Source organism: Acidobacteriota bacterium, assembly GCA_022562055.1.
GTDB lineage: Bacteria > Actinomycetota > Acidimicrobiia > Spongiisociales > UBA5794 > BMS3BBIN02.
On the sequence record JADFQA010000001.1, the window covers coordinates 118,094 to 134,877 of the forward strand.

General features: G+C 57.9%; 13 protein-coding genes and 3 rRNA genes. 13 read left to right on the forward strand and 3 right to left on the reverse strand.

Annotation, left to right across the window (positions count from 1 at the left end):
* Positions 1-286: 286 nt before the first annotated feature.
* From IIC71_00580 to IIC71_00620, 9 genes are all read left to right on the forward strand, one after another.
* Positions 287-1,814: ribosomal RNA gene (locus tag IIC71_00580) — 16S ribosomal RNA — on the forward strand.
* Between the two features lie 336 nt (positions 1,815-2,150).
* A 23S ribosomal RNA gene (locus tag IIC71_00585) occupies positions 2,151-6,557 on the forward strand.
* 55 nt (positions 6,558-6,612) lie between these two features.
* Positions 6,613-6,729, forward strand: a 5S ribosomal RNA gene (gene rrf / locus IIC71_00590).
* Together the 16S, 23S and 5S rRNA genes form the textbook arrangement of a ribosomal RNA operon.
* Positions 6,730-6,968: 239 nt before the next feature.
* The gene (locus IIC71_00595; GenBank protein MCH7667689.1) at positions 6,969-7,253 is read left to right on the forward strand and encodes a hypothetical protein; all 285 of its coding nucleotides are present in this window, start codon (positions 6,969-6,971) and stop codon (positions 7,251-7,253) included.
* Between the two features lie 60 nt (positions 7,254-7,313).
* A complete protein-coding gene (locus IIC71_00600; protein MCH7667690.1) occupies positions 7,314-8,096 on the forward strand; it encodes a hypothetical protein in 783 nt (260 codons plus the stop codon).
* A complete protein-coding gene (locus IIC71_00605; protein MCH7667691.1) occupies positions 8,063-8,698 on the forward strand; it encodes a hypothetical protein in 636 nt (211 codons plus the stop codon). Before IIC71_00600 ends, IIC71_00605 begins: the two co-directional genes overlap by 34 nt.
* 88 nt (positions 8,699-8,786) lie before the next feature.
* A complete protein-coding gene (locus IIC71_00610) occupies positions 8,787-9,116 on the forward strand; it encodes a single-stranded DNA-binding protein (protein MCH7667692.1) in 330 nt (109 codons plus the stop codon).
* Between the two features lie 72 nt (positions 9,117-9,188).
* Positions 9,189-10,736 (forward strand): gamma-glutamyltransferase, encoded by a 1,548-nt coding sequence (locus IIC71_00615; GenBank protein ID MCH7667693.1) that lies wholly within the window; start codon positions 9,189-9,191, stop codon positions 10,734-10,736.
* A gap of 47 nt (positions 10,737-10,783) precedes the next feature.
* Entirely contained in the window at positions 10,784-11,533 is a 750-nt protein-coding gene (locus IIC71_00620; GenBank protein ID MCH7667694.1) for an SURF1 family protein, read from the forward strand.
* Positions 11,534-11,568: 35 nt separating this feature from the next.
* On the opposite strand, the gene IIC71_00625 is transcribed toward IIC71_00620, so the two are convergent.
* Entirely contained in the window at positions 11,569-12,120 is a 552-nt protein-coding gene (locus IIC71_00625; GenBank protein MCH7667695.1) for a Fe-S cluster assembly protein HesB, read from the reverse strand.
* A gap of 94 nt (positions 12,121-12,214) precedes the next feature.
* Between IIC71_00625 and IIC71_00630 the strand changes: the two genes are divergently transcribed.
* From IIC71_00630 to IIC71_00640, 3 genes are all read left to right on the forward strand, one after another.
* Positions 12,215-12,997: an alanyl-tRNA editing protein gene (locus tag IIC71_00630; GenBank protein MCH7667696.1), complete on the forward strand. Its 783-nt coding sequence runs from the start codon at positions 12,215-12,217 to the stop codon at positions 12,995-12,997.
* 42 nt (positions 12,998-13,039) lie between these two features.
* Complete coding sequence (locus IIC71_00635; protein ID MCH7667697.1) at positions 13,040-14,218, forward strand: DUF3179 domain-containing protein; 1,179 nt, start codon at positions 13,040-13,042, stop codon at positions 14,216-14,218.
* A 93-nt stretch (positions 14,219-14,311) separates the two neighbouring features.
* Entirely contained in the window at positions 14,312-14,503 is a 192-nt protein-coding gene (locus tag IIC71_00640; GenBank protein MCH7667698.1) for a hypothetical protein, read from the forward strand.
* An 11-nt stretch (positions 14,504-14,514) separates the two neighbouring features.
* On the opposite strand, the gene IIC71_00645 is transcribed toward IIC71_00640, so the two are convergent.
* On the reverse strand, positions 14,515-15,111 hold the full coding sequence (locus IIC71_00645; GenBank protein ID MCH7667699.1) for an HDOD domain-containing protein: 597 nt from the start codon (positions 15,109-15,111) through the stop codon (positions 14,515-14,517).
* Entirely contained in the window at positions 15,059-15,499 is a 441-nt protein-coding gene (locus tag IIC71_00650; protein MCH7667700.1) for an EAL domain-containing protein, read from the reverse strand. Before IIC71_00650 ends, IIC71_00645 begins: the two co-directional genes overlap by 53 nt.
* A 251-nt stretch (positions 15,500-15,750) precedes the next feature.
* Between IIC71_00650 and IIC71_00655 the strand changes: the two genes are divergently transcribed.
* Positions 15,751-16,784, forward strand: a 1,034-nt coding sequence (locus IIC71_00655; protein MCH7667701.1) for a glucose-6-phosphate dehydrogenase (NADP(+)), incomplete at its 3' end; no start/stop codon positions are given.

Below are 16,784 nucleotides of genomic sequence, written 5' to 3' on the forward strand. Positions count from 1 at the left end.
CCCCTTCGGCCCTACCCAGGGTTGGAGACTCCGGGCTCCTTGACAACTAAACAGCGTGTCAAAAGCCAACAAGCGTGGCTTCTCGCTTCACTAACGTGAAGATCGATGAAGACCACGACTGTACAAGTCGGCTGTGTCAACATGAGGACCCCCGTCCTCGACGCAGCCAGTGTGACGGCGGCTTCGGTCGCCCGAAACACAACCTTTGATAATGACTCCTCGGTTCCAATTCCGAGGAACCAGTTCCTCAAGTGATTGGGACTGAGTAGTTAGGATCAATCAACTTTCGATGGAGAGTTTGATCCTGGCTCAGGACGAACGTTGGCGGTGCGCTTAATGCATGCAAGTCGAACGAGAACCGTTTTTCCCGTAAGGGAAGGGCGGGGAAAGTGGCGAACGGGTGCGTAACACGTGAGAAACCTGCCCCAGAGACTGGGATAACCCAAGGAAACTTGGACTAATACCGGATACCTTCTTTCCGACACATGTCGGGTTGAAGAAATGGTCCGCTGCTCTGGGATGGTCTCGCGGCCTATCAGCTTGTTGGTGAGGTAACGGCTCACCAAGGCAAAGACGGGTAGCTGGTCTGAGAGGACGATCAGCCACACTGGGACTGAGACACGGCCCAGACTCCTACGGGAGGCAGCAGCAGGGAATATTGCACAATGGGCGAAAGCCTGATGCAGCGACACCGCGTGCGGGATGAATGCCTTAGGGTTGTAAACCGCTTTCAGGAGGGAAGAAAATGACGGTACCTCCAGAAGAAGCTCCGGCTAACTACGTGCCAGCAGCCGCGGTAATACGTAGGGAGCAAACGTTGTCCGGATTTATTGGGCGTAAAGGGCTCGTAGGCGGTTTAACAAGTCGGTCGTGAAAACCTGGGGCTCAACCCCAGGACGCCGGTCGAAACTGTTATGACTAGAGTCCGGTAGAGATGAGTGGAATTCTCGGTGTAGCGGTGAAATGCGCAGATATCGAGAGGAACACCAGTAGCGAAGGCGGCTCATTGGGCCGGTACTGACGCTGATGAGCGAAAGCGTGGGGAGCAAACAGGATTAGAGACCCTGGTAGTCCACGCCGTAAACGATGAACACTAGGTGTGGCGGACTGATTCACGTCTGCTGTGCCGAAGCTAACGCATTAAGTGTTCCGCCTGGGGAGTACGGCCGCAAGGCTAAAACTCAAAGGAATTGACGGGGCCCCGCACAAGCGGCGGAGCATGCGGCTTAATTCGATGCAACCCGAAGAACCTTACCTGGCCTTGACATCATGGATCTACCTTTTGAAAGATTGGGTGCTTCGGCGTCCATGACAGGTGGTGCATGGCTGTCGTCAGCTCGTGTCGTGAGATGTTGGGTTAAGTCCCGCAACGAGCGCAACCCCTATCCTATGTTGCCAGCGGATTATGCCGGGGACTCATGGGAGACTGCCGGGGACAACTCGGAGGAAGGAGGGGATGACGTCAAGTCATCATGCCCCTTATGGCCAGGGCTGCACGCATGCTACAATGGGTGGTACAACGGGAAGCGATGCCGCGAGGTTCAGCAAATCCCCCAAAGCCATCCTCAGTTCGGATTGGAGTCTGCAACTCGACTCCATGAAGCCGGAGTCGCTAGTAATCGTGGATCAGCTATGCCGCGGTGAATACGTTCTCGGGGCTTGTACACACCGCCCGTCACATCACGGAAGTCGGTAACGCCCGAAGTCAGTGGCCTAACCCTTTTGGGAAGGAGCTGCCTAAGGCGGGATCGGTGACTGGGATGAAGTCGTAACAAGGTAGCCGTACGGGAACGTGTGGCTGGATCACCTCCTTTCTAAGGAGCGCTTTAGGAGACATCTCACGATGGCTCTGAGCTTCTGTGAATCTGTTGGTTACTCAATAAGCGAGAACTCCACACAAGGTGTGGTGTTCGGACGAATTTGGACACGCTGTTTAGTTGTGAGGGAGTGGTCCGTCCTGCGGACGGATTGGAGATGCGCCTCGCGGCGAATCTCCGCCTTACCTTCCGGTGGTTTGGGTACGCCTCGCGGCGAAATCCAGGCTGGTTGGAGGACCGGGGCTAACTCACTTGTGAGGGAATCAACTTTTTGTTGGTTCCTGGCTTTTTGAGAACTGCATAGCGAGCACGAAAACTAAAGTATTCAATACAATCCAAGCTACTACGGGTTGACGGTGGATGCCTTGGCAGTAGGAGCCGATGAAGGACGTGGAAGGCTGCGATAAGCCTCGGAGAGCTGTCTAACAAGCTACGATCCGGGGATTTCCGAATGGGGAAACCCAGCTGGGGTAATGCCCAGTTACTCTGGCCTGAATATATAGGGCCAGTAGAGGCAACCAGGGGAATTGAAACATCTCAGTACCCTGAGGAAAGAAAAGCAAATGCGACTCCCTGAGTAGCGGCGAGCGAAACGGGATCAGTCTAAACCAGTACGGTGTAATAGCCCGACGGCGTTGCCGTATTGGTGTCGTGGGACTTGCTTGACCAAACGTCGGAATGGTCAGAGAGTTACAAAATTTGGAGATAGCGGAATCTGTCTGGGAAGCAGACCCATAGGGGGTAATAGGCCCGTACGCGAAATCTCTCAAATCTCTCAGCAATGTTCCCAAGTAGCACGGGACCCGTGAAATCCCGTGTGAATCTGTGAGGACCACCTCATAAGACTAAGTACTACCTACTGACCGATAGCGGACAAGTACCGTGAGGGAATGGTGAAAAGTACCCCGGTGAGGGGAGTGAAACAGTACCTGAAACCGTCAACTTACAAGCAGTGGGAGGGGTTCTTCGGAATCCTGACCGCCTGCCTTTTGAAGAATGAGCCAACGAGTTATCGATATGTGGCGAGGTTAAGCCGAGAGGTGTAGCCGCAGCGAAAGCGAGTCTTAATAGGGCGTCTAGTCGCGTGTCATAGACCCGAAGCCTGGCGATCTATCCATGGGCAGGGTGAAGCGAGGGTAAGACCTCGTGGAGGCCCGAACCCACCTAGGTTGAAAACTGGGGGGATGACCTGTGGATAGGGGTGAAAGGCCAAGCAAGCCAGGCGATAGCTGGTTCTCCTCGAAATAGCTTTAGGGCTAGCGTCGTATGTTCCTCGTTGGGGGTAGAGCACTGATTGGGTTAGGGGGCCAACAAGCTTACCAACCCCAGTCAAACTCCGAATCCCAACGAGCTAAGTACGGCAGTCAGACCTTGAGGGATAAGCCTCATGGTCGAAAGGGAAACAGCCCAGACCGCCAGCTAAGGTCCCAAAATCAGAACTAAGTGGGGAACGATGTGGAGTCGCCCAAACAACCAGGAGGTTGGCTTAGAAGCAGCCATCCTTTAAAGAGTGCGTAACAGCTCACTGGTCGAGTGATTCCGCGCGGATGATGTAACGGGGCTCAAGTTCTGTACCGAAGCTGCGGGTTCTCATCATTAACCCAGGCGCCTAGCGTCCAGGGGATGGGAGCGGTAGAGGAGCGTCGTGTGGGCGACGAAGCGGCGGCGTAAGCCAGCCGTGGAGACCACACGAGCGAGAATGTTGGCATGAGTAGCGAATGAAGAGTGAGAATCTCTTCCACCGATAGTCCAAGGTTTCCTGGGGAAGGCTCGTCCGCCCAGGGTAAGTCGGGACCTAAGGCGAGGCCGCGAGGCGTAGTCGATGGACAACAGGTTGATATTCCTGTACCACCATGTGCGCGTCAGGACCGAACCCGGTTTGCTAAGGAAAGCCCTTCGGGGCCTACCGACCCAACTGGTAGTAGGTCAGCAACGACGGGACGCGGAAGGGTAAGTGGACCCGGGCGATGGTTGACCCGGGGTAAGCGTGTAGGACGGGATCTAGGAAAATCCGGATCCCATATGTCTGAGGCGCGATGCCGAGCCGTATCAGGCGAAGCCACTGAACGCCCATGCCGCCGAGAAAAGCGTCTAGCGAGTTCACATGGTGCCCGTACCCCAAACCAACACAGGTGGACAAGTAGAGAATACTAAGGTGAGCGAGATAACTCTGGTTAAGGAACTCGGCAAAATTGCTCCGTAACTTCGGGAGAAGGAGCGCCCAGGTAGGGTGTAGGACTTCGCGTCCGTAGCCCGAATGGGTCGCAGAGAACTGGTCCAAGCGACTGTTTACTAAAAACACAGGAGCGTGCGAAGTCGCAAGACGATGTATACGCTCTGACGCCTGCCCGGTGCCGGAAGGTTAAGAGGATGGGTTAGCTTCGGCGAAGCTTTGAATCTAAGCCCCGGTAAACGGCGGCCGTAACTATAACGGTCCTAAGGTAGGAAACCCCTCTTGCAGGCAAGAGGGAGCTGCCCCTCCCGCTGGTGACAGCGGTGAGTGCAGTCGGCTATATGCTGGAAACTCCGGTTGTATCCGTGCGGTACTCGTTCGTGTCATAGGTACTTCGTACCTTGTGTACATGAGCAGTGAAAATCCGCCGGTGGGTGACTATGGAATGGTCACGCCGGACAATCAGCAGGAAAGACTCAGCGGCGAATGGGTCCTCGGATTCGTGGATGGAGAAGGCTGTTTTAGCGTCCCCATCTATCGCAATCACACGATGACCCTGGGATGGCAAGTCCGTCCCGAATTCGCCGTCGCTCAAAGTGCTTCCAGCCGTGACGTACTTGACGATCTTGTAACGTTTTTCGGATGTGGAAAGGTATATCTGAACCGCAGACACGACAATCACCGCGAGGATCTCCTCCGGTATTGCGTCCAGCGGCGCAGTGACCTCGAGCAAAAGATCATCCCGTTCTTTCGGGATCATCGACTGCGCACAACGAAACAACACAACTTCGAAAAGTTCGCACACGTTGTGGAAATGATGAAAGCCGATCGGCACCTGACTGTGTCAGGAATCGCCGATATAGCAAGAATCGTTGAAACGATGAACCACAGGAAGCCTTCAGCGTATCTGAGAATCCTCAGAGACCATACGCCGACCATCTCCGGGTAACGCCGGGAGATGAAGATATGGTCCGGACCCTGCGGCGACGTAGGGAGGTCGACAGAAATGATCGACCCGCCACCCGAGGGTTCGTGTCCTCGGAATGGTCTACAAGTAACAGAATCAAGCGAAATTCCTTGTCGGGTAATTGAATTGCCCGTTGGTGGGAGCGATCCCGCCAAAATAACCCACTCATAACGGCGAAGCCCTCACTGGCTGCTCGGCCAAGGATCGAGCAATAGCTAGCGGGTAATGCCGTGGGAAGTCCTCTGTCGGTTGCCACCGACATGACCCCGTAACGACTGAGCCCTTCGGGGCGAGGTACCGGTGACTGTCACACCAACAACGTATGTTGGGGGAGTGATAAATCTACCGCCGGTACAATACGTGGGCTCTCGCTTAGCAATCAACGTTTTCTTACGGTTCTAGTTGTTTCTTCGGCAAAGACTGCATTGCGGTCAGCACGAAACATCCAGGACCAGGTGCTTCCCCAGATCCTGAGTCACATCGAGTGCGGAACCATTCGATTTGGCTCGTGTATCTGACGGCGAAGTGGGAGGTGCGATGCACCTCCAGCCGAGAAACCCGATTGAGATCACGAACATCTAGTAGATGCTCGACGATCAACTGAGCGAGATGAAGGCATAGTCTATCCCCCGTGGAAACGCGGGGACCAAGATGAAGTTCCGACCTGCACGAATGGCGTAACGACTTGGATACTGTCTCAACCAGAGACTCGGCGAAATTGCAATGTGAGTAAAGATGCTCACTTCGCGCGACAGGACGGAAAGACCCCGGGACCTTTACTGCAACTTGGTATTGGAGTTTGTTGTATGACGTGCAGGATAGGTGGGAGACTATGAACCGGCGGCGCCAGCTGTCGGGGAGTCAACCTTGAAATACCACCCTTCATACAATAGTCTTCTAACCTCGATCCGTTATCCGGATCAGGGACAGTGCCTGGTGGGCAGTTTCACTGGGGTGGTGGCCTCCTAAAATGTAACGGAGGCGCCCAAAGGTTCCCTCAGCCTGGTCGGCAATCAGGCGTTGAGTGTAAAGGCACAAGGGAGCTTGACTGTGACACCTACAAGTGGAGCAGGTACGAAAGTAGGGCTTAATGATCCCTTGGCGGCATGTGGATGCGCCAAGGCCAACGGCTAAAAGGTACCCCGGGGATAACAGGCTCATACCGCCCAAGAGTCCATATCGACGGCGGTGTTTGGCACCTCGATGTCGGCTCGTCTCATCCTGGGGCTGGAGCAGGTCCCAAGGGTCGGGCTGTTCGCCCGTTAAAGAGGCACGCGAGCTGGGTTTAGAACGTCGTGAGACAGTTCGGTCCCTATCCGTCGCGCGCGCAGGAAATTTGAAGAGAGCTGTCTCTAGTACGAGAGGACCGAGATGGACATACCTCTGGTGTGCCAGTTGTTCTGCCAAGGGCATGGCTGGTTTGCTACGTATGGAACGGATAAGCGCTGAAAGCATCTAAGCGCGAAGCCGCCTCTAAGATTAGATTTCCCACCGTTTATCGGTTAAGAACCCTGGTCAGAACACCAGGTTGATAGGCCGGAAGTGGAAGCGCAGTAATGCGTGAAGCTGACCGGTACTAATAGTTCGAGGGCTTGGATTTGAATTCGGACGTTTTCGTGCTCGCTATGGAGCGCTCAAGAAGCAGCTCATAGCGTTTTGGTGGCTATGGCGGCAGGGTCCCACCTGTTCCCATTCCGAACACAGAAGTTAAACCTGCCAGCGCCGATGGTACTTGGGCCGTAGGGCCCCGGGAGAGTAGGTCGCCGCCAAACTAACCATAGGAAAAGCCCACCGGTCCGCAATGACCGGTGGGCTTTTCCGCGTCCCCAGCAACCTGTACATAGCAGTCTTCCCGGTAACTCGACAACTCGGTGGTGACAGATTCGTTGCCCGGCGCGAAACCGCTACACTCCCGCTCGCGCACAGCGAAGCGTTTGCGCGATGCACACCATCCACAAAGGAATAGCGATCACGATGGCCTTCGATGGCGAGCGCGACGAGCAACGTCGCGATGAACAAGACAGACGCGCTTCGCGTTCTCAGGATCGATCTCGTGATCAGCGTCCCCGCCGTTACAACGTTGACGGTGGAGGTGATAGCCCTCGCTGGCGACGCGACGGTTCAGATAGCGGCGGGGAGAGAGACCAACCGCGGAAATCGCGTTCGCGTGGAGACACAGACGAAGGCCGTGCCCGGCGATCACGCCAGACCGGTCGTGGCAACTCGACCAACCCTCGTCGCGGCGGAGATGAACAGGGCAGTAAAAGGTCGCGGCAATCGACCTCCAAACAGGTAGAGCGAAACCGCGGCAGTCGCGCGTCTGGCGAGTCACGCTACAACACAGATCCAAAACGTCGTGGCACCGGGCGATCTGAGGGATCGAGGTACCGCGGTGAGTCTCGCGGCGACGGTGGCGTGGATAGTCCCAGGCGTGGGCGTTCGTCGGGTTCCCGTGGTGGTGGGGTTCGTGATGGGCGTGGTAGTGCCAGTTCGCGCGACAGCGGCGGAGATGCGCGTCGGACGGGTGGCTCTCGGTACGACGGAGGATCGCGCGATAGGCAACGTGGTGATCGTTCCAGGGGACGGGATTCGTCGGGTTCCCGTGGTGGTGGGGATCGTGATGGGCGTGGTAGTGCCAGTTCGCGCGACAGCGGCAGAGATGGCGCACATGCCGATAGCCCGCGCGCTGACCGCACTCGGCGAAGCGGTTCCCCGTCGAGTTACGAGGGCAACAACAAATACGGCGAACGGGATGACTCTCGCTCCGGTCGAGACCGAGGAGCGCGGCGCCGGCAATCGAGCGCTAACGAGGGTCGAAGGCGCGGACAAGGCAGCGGATCACGATACGGTGGCGACCGAGGAAGGCGCGAGCCACGGGATGCGCAGCCTGGAAGTGGCCGGGAGTCGTCGCGATCGAGCAGGTCGCATTACAGCGGCGAGCGTGGATCGCGCGGCGGCCGGTCGGAACGCGACGGTCAGGATCGTTCATCTCAGCGGGGAGTTCAGCGATATAGCCAGCGCGACACACATAGAGATCGGGATAGAGCTCAAACCCGTCGGGGGCCAGGCGAAAGCGCAGTGGGCTCGGACCGGCGGGGCGATCTGGTGGGTGCGGCTGTCGATTTACCAAAGTGGGTGATAGACGACCTTGCCAGGGTGACATCACCAAAACGGGTGTCCGCTGCTCTCGAGTCGCTCGGCGGTGCCTCGGCAGCATTCATAGACGCACAGTTCCACCGGTCGATGAAGATGGCAGAACAAGCAAAGCAGCTTGCTCCGAGAGACGCCACCATCCGAGAGATCCTTGGCCTGTCTGCCTACCGGCTCGGTAACTGGAACGCTGCGCTCAACGAACTCAGGGCCTATCGACGGCTGTCTGGCGATCTGGTCCATGTCGCTGTCGAGTTGGATGTTCTGCGTGCTCTCGACCGATCAGACGATGTCGTGTCGCTGTGGCGCGAGTTCATTAAATGGGATGCGAGACCACCTGTCTACAAGGAAGCTCTCGTGGTGTATGCGTCGTTTCTGATCGATGGGGATGACCTTGACGGTGCAGCGGACCTTGTCCTCCCGGTTCCGCCCAAGAACGACCCGTTTCCTGAAGACCTCAAAGTCATGTACGTGGCGGCTCGCGTCGCCGGTATGCGAGGGGACACCTCATTGGCGAGGACGCTACGTGACGACATATTGCTGACCGATCCCGCATTTCCGGGCATCGAGCTGCTCGATCCCCTGCTCTGAAAACCGCGATCACGCCAGTAATCGTTTACATGTCGTAGCGCCGAGGTACGCTACGAACACCCGCACTTCCCGCAGAGAAAGGGAAGAAATGGACCTCAACGTTGTCGTCCTTGCAGGGGTGCTGGCCTGTGATCCGGAAATTCAGACATTCGATTCGGGGGCGACGCTCGCCCGCTACCTCGTCGTTGTGCGTTCGCAGACACCGGATCCACGGCTCGATGTGATCCCGGTGACGCTTTGGGGACCCGATGAAGAATCGATCAACACGCTTGTGGCCGGCACCGGCGTCTGGATCGTGGGCACGGTGCAAAGACGCTTCTGGCGGCAAGCTGTTGATCGTCCGTCGCAGCTCGAAGTTGTGGCCCTTGAGGTCACCGCACGATCAGTGGAGGATGCAGTCGAAGTTGACGTCGGATGATAATGGGCGACCGCATATTTGTTGTACCTAGATCATGATCGCCAAACGATTTGTTTGCACTAGCCTCTGCCAATGGCCAAAGTTGTTGTAAGTTGCGGATCCCAGCGCGCCGCCCTTGCCGGGGTCCACATCGGCGAACTTGGCGGCAATGCAGTTGATGCCGCCCTCGCCTCTGCGCTTGTCGCCATGGCGACGACACCTGGCATGGTCGGGTTGGACGCGGCCGGGTTCGTCACCGTGTGGCCATCTCAGGAGGGACCTCGGGTCATCGATGGATACACCGTCATGCCGGGAAAGGGACTGCCGACAACGGCCTTCGGCTCTGGGGGTATTGACATCGAGATGGACTACGGTGGTTACACCCGTACCATCGTCGGGTTTGGGTCGGTGGGAGTTTCCGGCGGGATTGCCGCCTTTGACAACGCCCACCGCCGGTGGGGAGCCGTTCCGTGGGCGGTTCTGTTTGAGCCAGCCATCGATCATGTCCGCAGGGGATTCGAGCTCCCAAGTTCGTCTGCAGACTATCTGAGGTCGTCACATGATGTCGTTTTCGGGTGGCTCGATCACTCCCGGTCCTTCCTCAACCACGAGGATGGCACACCGCTGCAAGCTGGTGATATCGTCCGCATGCCTGACCTGGTCGGTTCACTGCAGGTTCTTGCGGAACAGGGTGCCGCGACACTCTACGGAGGTGATCTCGGCCGGACGCTGTCAGCGGGGGTCCGCAATGGTGGCGGGATCGTCACCATTGCGGACCTGGCGTCGTATGAAGTGGTCGATAGAGCGCCGACACGGGCGACTGTCTCGGGCTGGCATGTAGCGACAAATCCGCCGCCAGCGGTAGGTGGCTCAGTGCTCGCAGCCCTGCTTCTACTCGCGGAAGTCGAACCGGGCGAAAGGTCACGAGATGATCGTGTGGCCCGGTGGGTCGATGCACAGAACAGAGTCCTCGCGTTTCGTAACGCCGAACTCGACCGAGCAGACGACCGGGAAGCTGCAATCCGCACGATGCTCGAGGCGGCCAGTGTCAAGAATCTGGGTGTTCTTACCGGTCCGCCATCGACCGTCCATGTCTCAGCCGTCGACGATACCGGGGCCGCTTGCTCGATCACGGTGTCGTCGGGCTACGGATCGGGTGCGATGGTGGAGGGTACCGGGATATGGCTGAACAATGCGCTCGGTGAACTCGAGTTGACCGGGGGCAGCTTCCACGGACTCGTACCGGGCGAGCGCCTTATGTCGAACATGTCGCCGACGATTGCGAGACATCCGAGTGGAGAGGTTCTGGCGGTGGGGTCGGGGGGCGCTGATCGCATAACGACTGCCATTGGATCTGTCTTGTACGGGTATTTCAACCTCGGATTGGAGCTCGAGGCTGCAGTCCTTGCCCCTCGGTCACATGTCGAGAACTATCGAGGAGAGCGTGTTGTCTCGCACGAAACCGGGTTTCCCCTACCGTCCACGACGGTGCCAGCTCTTGGCAGACGCGACCTTGGGTTTCAGCAAATGTTTTTCGGGGGAGTGCATGTTGCGGCCCGCAGCCCCGACGGCACTCTGTTCGGGGTCGGAGATCCACGCCGGTCCGGATCCACGGCGATCGGAGGCGACGGTGCGAAGTAGTCGTGGGTCGCAGGTCTGCCCGTCGGAGAACCAGCAAGCGACCGCTGATGACTGACCGTTCGAACGACTACACCTTCGCTCGGCGCGGAATTTGGCTGGTCGGACATGTCGTTGCAGTGGTTGGGGTCGTGATGTTCGTCATGCTCGGCATGTGGCAGCTGCGCAGGCTCGAGGCGCGCCGTGCGATCAACACAGCAGTCGAGCAGCGATCTTCGGGTACCGCAATGGAAATTGGAGATCTCGTCGCAAGGTGGAACGAGGACCCGTCCAAGGTCGAATACCAGCGAATCACCGTGGAAGGCACCTACGACTTTGCGAATGAATTCTTCGTTGGGCCGAGTTCTCGAGGCGGTGCGTCCGGGTATCGCGTCGTCACCCCCCTCGACTATGGCACCGGGGTTGTTCTGGTCGCTCGGGGTTGGGTGAGCCTTGGAACGCAGGGTCCGCCCTACGACGGAGCAACGGAGAGCGGCGTGGGCGTCGTTGACGGGTACATACGAAATGACGAAGTAGACGCCCGGGGGATCCCTAAGCTCGGACTTGAGATCGACTCGGGTAGAGCAGGGCGACTCGACATATCGACCCTCACGCCCGCAGCCAACGCGGCACCGTTCTTCGTCGTACAACGACTTCCAGAACCCGGCTTGCAGATCTTGGACGACGCATCGTTGGACGAGGGTCGCAACCTCAGCTACGCCGTCCAGTGGTTCCTCTTCGCATCGGTAACCACTATCGGCTATCCAATTCTGATCGTGCGTACCGCGAAACCCACCAAGCCCAAAAGTAGAAACTATTAGCGTGTTGCTGGTCCGCCGCTCCTACGGCAAGTACGTCAGTTCGCTTTTTGCGACTTCCATAGCTTTTTGCGGACCTTTAGCTCGGCAAGATCCTCGGGTCGGGTGATGTCGACGATCGACGGCCAATCGGGCAGATACTTGGTGTAACCACGGGGCTTGACGCCATAGTGTTTGGCTAAAGTTCCGATAGTCAATCGAGCCTTGTATTCGCCAAATCCGGGAATGGCCACGAGCCGTTTCATGAGTCGGTCGGCGTTCGCGACTCCCGTCCAAATATCTGCGGTGACTCCGTTGTATTCCTCGACGATGAACGTGGCAACGGACTGGACACGTTTTGCCATGTTGGCGGGGAAGCGGTGGAGCGCCGGCTTCTCGCGGAACACTGCTTCGAGTTCTTCCGAGTTCATGACAGCGATCGACTCCGCGGTGAATTCGCCGCCGAGGCGCTGTTTGAGTTCGTACGGTCCCGCGAACGCCTTCTCGGTCGGGATCTGCTGATACAGCGTAAGACCGACGAGCAACGCAAACGAGTCATCGCCGAGCAACAGGTTGGCCTCGGCGATGGAGGTGAAATATATGGAGGGCATCTCAGAAGGTTACCTGCGTTCGAGTGGACGCATATCGACGGCCCCGAGACTGCATCCCCTGCACGAGTGGCAGCGCGAGTAGTCTCGGTCGGCGCTGCAACGAACAATCGACGAAGCGAGAGCGTTTGTGACTGACAAAATATATTCGACAGATGCGTACGCCAAAACCGTGATATCGACGGTGCTCGATGTCGATAGTGACGACGGACGCGTATTGCTTGACAAAACGGTGTTCTATCCCGGTGGCGGAGGACAACCTCACGATCTGGGAGTTCTCAGCCTTGGCGACGATGTATTCGACGTCACACGTGTCGACAGCGACGGCGACGATGTCTGGCATTGGTTGGAAGGTGGGTTGCCACCGGCCGGATCGATAGTGCACGGAATCGTAGACTGGGATCGTCGGTACCGGTTGATGCGTACGCACACCGCAATGCATGCGCTGTGCGGTGTGATCTGGAACCGCTTCCAGTCTCCGGTCACCGGTGGGAACATGCGTCCAGGAGAAGGAAGACTCGACTTTGAGTTGCCCCAATGGCAACCCGAGTTCAAGCTCGAAGTCGAACGGGAACTCGTTGCTCAACTCGGGAGGACTTTACCAATCAACGTGGAGTTTCTCGATCGGGAAACCGCAGATCAGGATCCGTCGCTTATCCGCACTAAGGTCAGTCTTCTGCCACCGGGATTGACCACGGTCCGCGTGATCGACATCGTCGGTCTTGACCGCCAGGCAGACGGCGGCACCCATGTTGCCTCAACCTCCGAAGTCGGGTCGATTCGCATCGGTAAGGTGGAATCCAAAGGCAAGGGCTTCCGGCGCATTCGTATCGTGTTGGACGAACCCGAGGTCCAGCAGCCGCAGCGAACACCGTCCTAGCGGCCCAGGAATACCTCGTTTCGACCCTCTGTTGCACCCACCATGGCGCTCAGAACACTGCTAGTCGGTTTCGCGTTGATGGCGGCGGCATGTGGCGGCTCATCCAATGCTGCGGAGCAATCCACCGACACGCTGGCGACGGTAGCCGTACTTCCCAGCGGCCCATCCGCGCTCGAAACACCGCTCGCAACGGTGTTCCCACCTCCTCTCATCCCGCCCTCGCAGATGTTCTCCGGCGGGCCGCCACCCGACGGCATACCCTCGATTGATGCCCCCTCATTCCTCGACGTAGCCGCCAATCGAGACCTACTTGGCCCCGCCGAGCCCGTCGTGGCAGTCGAGATCGCTGGCGAGGCCCGCGCCTATCCCGTGCGGATCCTGATCTGGCACGAGATCGTCAACGATACGATCGCCGGCGTTCCGGTCGTCGTGACGTACTGTCCGCTGTGCAATTCCGCAATCGCATTCATTCGACGCGTCCGTGGGGTCGAAACCACGTTTGGCACATCAGGTTCGCTGTACGCAAGCTCGCTTGTAATGTACGACCGCGCAACGGAGACGTTGTGGACCCATTTTGACGGTCGGGCTGTCGTTGGGTTACTCACCGGAGACGAGTTGGAAGTAGTACCGGCACCGTTGATGGCTTGGGATGCGTTCATTGAACGCTATCCCGATGGCAGAGTTCTTGACGAAGCCAAGACCGGGTTTTCCCGCGACTACGGACGAAATCCGTACGTTGGGTACGACGCTGACGAAGACGCATTTACAACTGTCCCCGGATTCCTTGACACGAGGGAAGCGGCAAAGGAGCGAGTTGTAGGTGTGGACATCGAGGCGCAGCAGCGCGCTTACCGTCTCTCGAGTCTCTCCTCTGCGGATGGTGTTGCCGTGATCTCCGATACGCTCGACGGTGTCGACATCGTCGTGTTGTGGCAAGAAGGGCAGGCGTCTGCGCTTGACACGGAATCCATCGAAGCTGGACGTGATGTAGGGACGGTAGGTGTGTTTCTGCGAGAGGTCACGGGGCGTCAACTCACGTTTTCGGTGGTGGGGCGGCGAATCGTCGATGCTGAAACCGGTTCGATCTGGAGCGCGGCAGGGATCGCGATCACCGGCGAGTTGGCTGGGACCGAGCTCACCCGCGTGAATCACTTCGACACCTATTGGTTTGCTTGGTCGACGTTCAAGCCCGCTACCACCGTATACGAGCCAGGGTCATAAACATCAGCCCTTGGAGTGCTGCAATTCCACCGGCGCCTTGATGATTTGACATGTCAGGTACGGTGAAGGCAAGAGCAGCGTTGGAGGTGTGCGATGGCGTGGATATGGAGCGAAGACGTAGTGGAAGCCGCCAACCGCGACGGTACCTTTGCCGAAAGCTTCGTGGCCGAATGGTCGAGCGTCGCCGCGGCATGGCGGGTCGATGAGGGCGTCACAGCTATCGATATCGCCCGAGCGCTGCGGGCCGGAGACCGGCCGATGGACTCCACTCGGGGAGCTCGCTGAGCGAGCAGACGTCAGGCTGACACCTGCTTCGAAGCCGCGTCGGCCCACGAGCACGCATCGATGAACGCTGCCCGCACCACTCTTTGGTCAATTTCGACACGGTCGATGTGCCCCCAGTCACCGACTTCGTATGCACAGACGACAGACAGGGTATCCCCCAGGAGACCTTGACGATGGAGGAGAGGGTCGTTGAGGTCGGCTGAAAGGTGCAGTGCGGAGAGGACCGTCTCCATTGGGAGGTCGAGAAGGGCGTCAAGGATGGAAAATTGGCCCACTGTAAAAAACGCCTGGCTTGGCTGGTGCCGTTGGTGCTTGGCGAGAATCTCGCACATATGTGCCCGAGCTAGACCGGTAGAAGTCAGAGTTGCGGGCTTCGATGTCGCGGCCCACATCGAAAGGAGCACTGCCCATCGAGCCATTCGGCGCGTCCCGAGCAGCACCACCGCTTCTGAGATCGACTCCACTCGGCGGGGGAGCGCAAAGAACGCAAAGTTGGCCACACGCACCAAGCGCACGCTCAATCCGACATCTCGGCGGATAATGAGAGTGACATCGTCAGCCGAGGTTTCGGGGTCTTGTGGCGCTTGGAGTATCCGCAGCAGGTCCATCGATTGTTGGGGGAACGTTGCGATGTTCGACTATTTCAGGTTTCGACAGGAATTTGCCTTGAAACTCGTGGGATCCGACCGCCTTGCATAGTTCGAATTGTTGACGAGTTTCAATCTTTGCAGCGAGTGCTTTAACTCCCTGAGAATGAGTCGTTTCTGCCAGGCCCTTAGGTTGTCTCACAGAAACGTTCCGCATGTCGACCTTGATGGTCGTTGCAATGTCCCAAAGCGCAGAAGGTGGCCTTGTCGAGTCCCACCGTTCGAGAGTCATGCGATGTCCCTGTCTGTGGAGTGCGGCGAGGGCAAACTCGACGGCAGGGTCGTCACCGGAGTCATCACGGACCTCGATCACAAAGCGAGCGATCGAATATTGGTTGTCTAGCAACATGGGTAAGTGCCATATGGCGTTCCTTTGCTACGCATTCAGATTTGTCAACGACATGACTAGCCAGTCGGCAGATATCCGCCCAGCGGGAGCGTTTCAGAGACACCTCGTGCGACCACTCCGCGCGCCGCAGGTGCCAAGTGACCCGAACGGAAAGGAATCCGGTTGCGACCCGCTCCGGCGACCGACTGGTACGGTACAGGTGTCGGTGCGGTAGGCTCTTGGTCGTTCCTTCCCCGTGCCGGCGAGAATCGATGCAGCAAGCAACATCTACGACGTTCGTAATCTTCGGAATCACCGGCGACCTCGCGCACCGTAAGCTGATACCAGCCCTATTTGACGTGATCGCGGGGCGTGAAAGTCCCGTTCGCATCGTCGGTGTATCTTCTCGTCCGATAGGAGACGACGGAGTTCGTGAGATCATCTCGAAGTCTCTCGCCAACCATGGGGGGTTCGCGCAAGACGTTGGTTCCACGATCGCAGAGGCCACACATTGCCACGTTCCTCGCAATGCTGAAGACCTCGCGATATTGGAGGAGCGCCTCAACGATGTGGAATCTGGTCGGCCGGCAAACAGGGTATTTTATCTGGGCGTTCCACCGGACGCGGCTGCGCATACCGCAACGATGATCGGCATGGCACGCCTTGCTGACGGTGGCGGCTGGGGGCGGATCGTTGTGGAAAAACCCTTTGGCCGCGATGGTGTTTCGGCCGCGCTCCTGAACACGTTGCTCCACACGCATTTCTCCGAGGATCAAATCTATCGCATGGATCACTACCTGGGCAAAGAGGCCGTCCAGAACCTTTTGACCTTTAGGTTTGCGAACCCGCTGTTTGAAAGTACTTGGAACCGGGATCGCATCGAGTCCGTGCAGATACAAGTTACGGAAACCCTCGGTGTCGGGTCACGTGCTGGGTATTACGACGGGGCAGGCATCGTTCGCGACATGGTGCAAAACCACCTGACCCAACTTGTTGCTCTTGTGGCGATGGAGGCGCCGTCGAGCTTCACAGCCGAGGCGATTCGCAACGCCAAGGTCGGCGTGTTGCAGTCGATTCGCACCGTCTCCGCATCGGATGTCACGTTCGGTCAATACACGGCGGGGAGCATCAACGGCATCGCCGCGGCGGGCTACACGGACGAACCCGGTGTGGACTCGGAATCGCATACCGCAACGTATATCCGCCTTAAGCTGTCTATCGATACGTGGCGCTGGCAAGGTGTCCCGTTCTATCTCTCAACAGGCAAGCGTCTTGATGAACATGTCAGCACGATTGTTGTTACGTA

Excerpts from the sequence above, each read along its gene's own strand:
- IIC71_00610 (MCH7667692.1), top strand. The coding sequence starts at position 8,787 with ATGGACCTCAACGTTGTCGTCCTTGCAGGGGTGCTGGCCTGTGATCCG.
- IIC71_00615 (MCH7667693.1), top strand. The coding sequence starts at position 9,189 with ATGGCCAAAGTTGTTGTAAGTTGCGGATCCCAGCGCGCCGCCCTTGCC.
- IIC71_00635 (MCH7667697.1), top strand. The coding sequence starts at position 13,040 with ATGGCGCTCAGAACACTGCTAGTCGGTTTCGCGTTGATGGCGGCGGCA.
- IIC71_00595 (MCH7667689.1), top strand. The coding sequence starts at position 6,969 with ATGAACAAGACAGACGCGCTTCGCGTTCTCAGGATCGATCTCGTGATC.
- IIC71_00640 (MCH7667698.1), top strand. The coding sequence starts at position 14,312 with ATGGCGTGGATATGGAGCGAAGACGTAGTGGAAGCCGCCAACCGCGAC.
- IIC71_00650 (MCH7667700.1), bottom strand. The coding sequence starts at position 15,499 with ATGTTGCTAGACAACCAATATTCGATCGCTCGCTTTGTGATCGAGGTC.
- IIC71_00620 (MCH7667694.1), top strand. The coding sequence starts at position 10,784 with ATGACTGACCGTTCGAACGACTACACCTTCGCTCGGCGCGGAATTTGG.
- IIC71_00625 (MCH7667695.1), bottom strand. The coding sequence starts at position 12,120 with ATGCCCTCCATATATTTCACCTCCATCGCCGAGGCCAACCTGTTGCTC.
- IIC71_00645 (MCH7667699.1), bottom strand. The coding sequence starts at position 15,111 with ATGGACCTGCTGCGGATACTCCAAGCGCCACAAGACCCCGAAACCTCG.